Annotated in this window: 1 protein-coding gene; it reads right to left on the bottom strand. The window is 67.2% G+C overall.

Translation table 11 applies throughout. The features are described from left to right. Positions 1 to 4,607: autotransporter-associated beta strand repeat-containing protein (locus tag PSV00_RS10650; RefSeq protein WP_300446907.1), on the bottom strand; the 4,607-nt coding region annotated here is incomplete at both ends.

The following is a 4,607-nucleotide window of genomic DNA, read 5'->3' as shown; positions in this document are numbered from 1 at the left end:
TGCCGTGTCGGCCAGACGCTCCGAAGCCCCCAGACGCAGGGTTCCGGCCTGGACCACGACCTCACCGGTCGCGGCCGTGCCGGTCAGGGTCGAGACCCCGCCGAGGTTGAACAGGGTGCCCGCGCCAAGGTTGGCGTTCACCGCCGCGCCGTTCAGCTGGTATTCGAGCGCCGTGAGGGTGCCGGTGCCGAGGAACAATCCGGACAGGGGAGCCCCGCCAGCGAGGGTCGGCGCCGCCAGCGGCGTGGCCGGGTTGGGCAGGCTGGAGTTCAGCGAGCCGTTGATCAGAGCCAGACCGACGGTCTCGTCATTCCCGCGCAGGTCCAGCGTCGCGCCGCTCGAAACCGAGAGCGTGGCGGTATCGGCAAGGCGGTTGGACACACCCAGAAGCAGCGTTCCGGCCTCGACCGAGACCAGACCCGCCGCGGCGGTACCATACAGGATCGAATAACCGCCCGTGTTGAACAGATTGCCCGTGCCGAGATTGGCGAAGACAGTGGCCCCGTCGAGATAGTATTCGGCCGCCGTCAGCGTGCCGGTGCCGACCGGGCCCGGGTTCCAGGCCACCAGTTCGGGCGACTTGCTGTCGCCGTCGACCCGCGGTGAGAACGGGATGTTCGCCCCGTAGAGGGAGCCGTTCAGATAGGCTGTCGCCACCGTCTCGTCGAAGCCCTGCAGATCGAGGGTCGCGTTCGCGGACACCGACAGGATCGCCGTATCGGCCAGGCGATCGGACTCGCCCAGACGCAGGGTCCCGGCCTGGACCGAGACCAGCCCGGCGGCGGCCGTGCCGTTCAGGATCGACACGCCGCCGGTGTTGTACAGGTTGCCGGTGCCGAGGTTGGTATTGATGGTCGCGCCGTCGAGATAGTAGTCAGCCGCCGTCAGCGTGCCGGTGCCGGTCGGCAGTATGACCGCCTGCGGGCCGCCGCTGGTGCCCCCCATCAGGGGCGACGGCGGCGGCGACATGGAGTTGTTCACCGTCCCGTTCAGCCAGGCCACGGCGACGGTCTCATCGAAGCCCTGCATATCGAGGGTCGCACCCGTCTGCACGATCAGACGCGAACTGTCAGCGATGACGCCCGAAGCCCCGAGCCGCAGCGTGCCGGCATCGACCCGGGTATCGCCCGTATAGGTGTTGGCCCCGTACAGGGTCAGGCTACCGGTGCCGGACTGCGACAGGCTACCCGCCCCGGAGATGATGCCGCTGAAGATACTGTCAGCGCCATTGACCCCGACATACAGCATCTGGCTGGCGTCGATGACGACCGACCCGTTCCCGATCAGCGCACCGATGGCTTCGCTGTCCCCGATCGACAGGGTCGCGCCGCTGTTGACCAGAATGCCGGCCGTGTCGCTGACCGACTGGCTGCCGGTCAGGCGCAGGGTACCGCTGTCCAGGGTCCAGTCGGCGGCGTCGCTGTCCGTACCGCTGAGGGTCCAGGCACCGCCGCCGGTCAGCGTCCGGCTCTCAAAGCCGAGCGTCTGGCTAATATCCAGTGCGCCGTCGGCCATGCCACCCAGGATCAGGGTGTCGGTTCCGCTGCTGCCGTCGATCAGGCCCGAGACCGTCATACCGCCGACCAGGGTGACGTTGTCCGCGCCTGTGCCGCCGGCATAGCTGCCGTTCAGGTCGCCGGCGATGGTCACCGTGTTGATCCCGGTCGTGGCCGAGGCGTCGATCAGGCCGTTGACGGTCGAGCCCGCCTGCAGGTCCAGCGCGTAGTCCGCACCCGTCAGGATGATGGCCGCGCCCGCCCCGTTACCCGAGATCGTCCCGCCCGACTGGTTGGTGATCGTGCCGGTACCGCCGGCGAGATAGATGCCGCGCCCGCCGTCAAGGCTGCTGTCGATCAGGCCCGCGTTGGTGACCGCACTACCCGCGGCCGATGAAACGACGCCGCTGACGACGGTGTTGGCGCTGCCACCGGTCACGCGGATGGTGCCGGTATTGGTCACCGAGCCGTTGGCCCCGTCCAGATAGACGCCGGCGTCACCGCCCGCGATCAGGCCGGCGTTCGTGACAGACGCGCCTGCCCCGGCCATCCGAACGGCCCGGGCGTTGGCAGACGTGAGGGTTCCGCCCGCCTGGTTCACCACAGTCCCGCTGTTGGCAAAATAGACGGCTGATGCATTCGCGCTGTTCGAGATCGACCCGGCGTTGTCGAGCACCGATCCGGCTCCGGAAAGCCAAACCGCTGTTCCCGTGTTGCTGATCGAACCACCGGTCTGGTTGGTCACCGTGCCGGTTCGGTCGAAGAAGACGCCCGAGAAACCGCTGTTGCTGGTGATCGTCCCCGCGTTGACGAGGGCCGAACCGTCGCCGGCGAACTGCACCGCCGTCGACGTATTGCTGATCGTGCCGCCGGTCTGGTTGGTGACCGTGCCGGTTCCGTCAAAGAACACGCCGGAAAAATTGGTCGTGCCGCTGATCGTTCCGGCATTGGTCAGGCTCGACCCGTTGCCGGCCAGCCGCACGGTGTTGTTGAGACTGCCGCCCGTGATTGACGCGCCCACGGCATTGGTCACCGTGCCGAGACCGCCGGCGTAGACACCGGCACGGCCCGAGATCGCGCCGCCGGTGGCATTGGTCAGGGTCAGAACACCGGAAGAGGTCACGCCCGTGCCGCCGGAGCTGGAGACGCTACCGGCATTGGTAAAGCTGTTCGCCGTGCCGTTCATGGTCACCGCATTGCCGGCGACCGTGATCGACCCGGTCGACAACAGGCTGGCCGTCGTGGTGCCGCCCAGCACCAGGCCGCCGGCATTGATCAAGGCCCCGCCCAGCGACAGCGATCCGCCCGACAGCACCAGGCTGCCGGTGCCCGACAGGGCCCCGCTGTAGGTGCCGGAACTGTTGGCCAGGGTCAGGGAACCGCCGGCCAGATTGACCGCGCCCGCGCCGGTCAACCGGCCGATGGTCTCGGCATTGGAAACCAGGAAGGTGGCCCCCGACGACACCGAAACCACCCCGGTGTCGGCGATGGCGGAACCGTTGCGGACCTCAAGCGTGCCGCCCTCGATCGAGGTCTGGCCGGTATAGGTGTTGGTGCCGCTCAGGATCAGGCTGCCGCTGCCCACATGGGTCAGACCGCCGCCCAGGCTCTGCCCGCCGGTGAAGGCATAGTTGTAGGTCGGTGTGCTGGCGTGGTCGCCCACATAGGCGGAACTGTCGCCCGAGGCATTGTATCCGGCCCCGGCGGTGTCGATGCGGGCATCAGACGCCAGCTGGGTAAAATTCGCCGGATTGCCGCCGTAGCGATTGTACCAGGCCGTGTCCGTGATGGCCGCGATGTCGGCACCGGCGGTCGAGATGCGATAGTCGGCGGCACTGCCGCCGAACAACAAGGCTGCGGCGTCCTGGCCGGTATAGGTCGGCGGATTGGTCGACCAGTGCGGTCCGCTGGTGACGTCCCAGCTGCCGACATAGCTGACCGCCGCAATATCCGTGATCGAGCCGCTGAACTCGGTCGAGGCATTGTCGCCGCCGACCGTCAGGGTATTGGCATTGACCCGGACCGTGCCCGACCCGACCAGGCTGCCGATCGTTTCAGACCCGGCCAGCGACAGGGTCGCGCCCCCGGCCACCGTCACGGCGCTGGTGTCGCCGATGGCGCTGCCGCCGCCGGCGATCAGGGTGCCGGCATTGATCTGCGTCCGGCCGGAATAGGTGTTGGTTCCCGACAGGGTCAGCTCGGCCGCGCCGATGCTGGTGACGCCCCCGGTGCCGGAAATGTCGAGATCGAAGGTGCCGTCGCCGGCCTGGTTCAGCGCCAGGGTGCCGTTGCTGACGATATTGCCGCCCGAGATCGTCGCAGCCGTGCCCTGCAGGGTCGCGCCGGTATTGATCGTGGTCGAGCCGTTCCAGCTGTTGGCGGCATTGGTCAGGACCAGGGTGCCGAGACCGTCGATGACCAGCGGCTGGACCGTGTCACCATTGGCGGTCTGGGTGATCGAGCCGGTTATGGTGGCGACGATGCCCGCGTCCACGGTCAGGGTCGACGGGTCCGCCGACGAGGGGGCGGCGACCTCGAGAACAATGTTCGAGGCGTATGAGCCAGTCGCCGAATACTGGATATTCGGATCGATCATATGGATCGTCGCCGCACCGAACGACTGGGCCGTCAGGGCACGGATCGTGCCGCCGTTGACATAGATGTCGCCGGTAAAGCCGCTGTTGTCATAGTTGAACGTCAGGGTCCCGAGCCCGACCTTTTCAATCCCGCTGCCGAGGATTCCGCCTGTGAAGACAAAATCGCCTGTGTGCACAGCAACCTGCTGGACCTGGCCGAGAGTGATAAGCTGACGGCCGGGGGCCAGTTGGGCCAGGGTTAGGTCGAGGCTGCCGCCGTTCAGGATGATGGACCCGGTTCCGAGCGCGGCGTCGGACGTGATACGCAGAACCCCGGCATTGACCGTCACGCCGCCCGAGAAGGTGTTGGCGGTATTGGTCAGGGCGATTGCGCCCGTGCCATTCAGGACTATGCCGCCCGTGCCGCTGAGCAGGCCGGCATAGTCACCATCGACCGACTGATCAAAGATCAGCACGCCGTTGTTGAGAATATTGCCCTGGATGCCTGTCGTCGTGCCCGCAAGCGTTCCGCCGG

Origin of the sequence: Brevundimonas sp. (genome assembly GCF_029945885.1) — a bacterium.
Classification (GTDB): Bacteria; Pseudomonadota; Alphaproteobacteria; order Caulobacterales; family Caulobacteraceae; genus Brevundimonas.
This window is presented reverse-complemented; position numbering and strand designations above follow the sequence as displayed.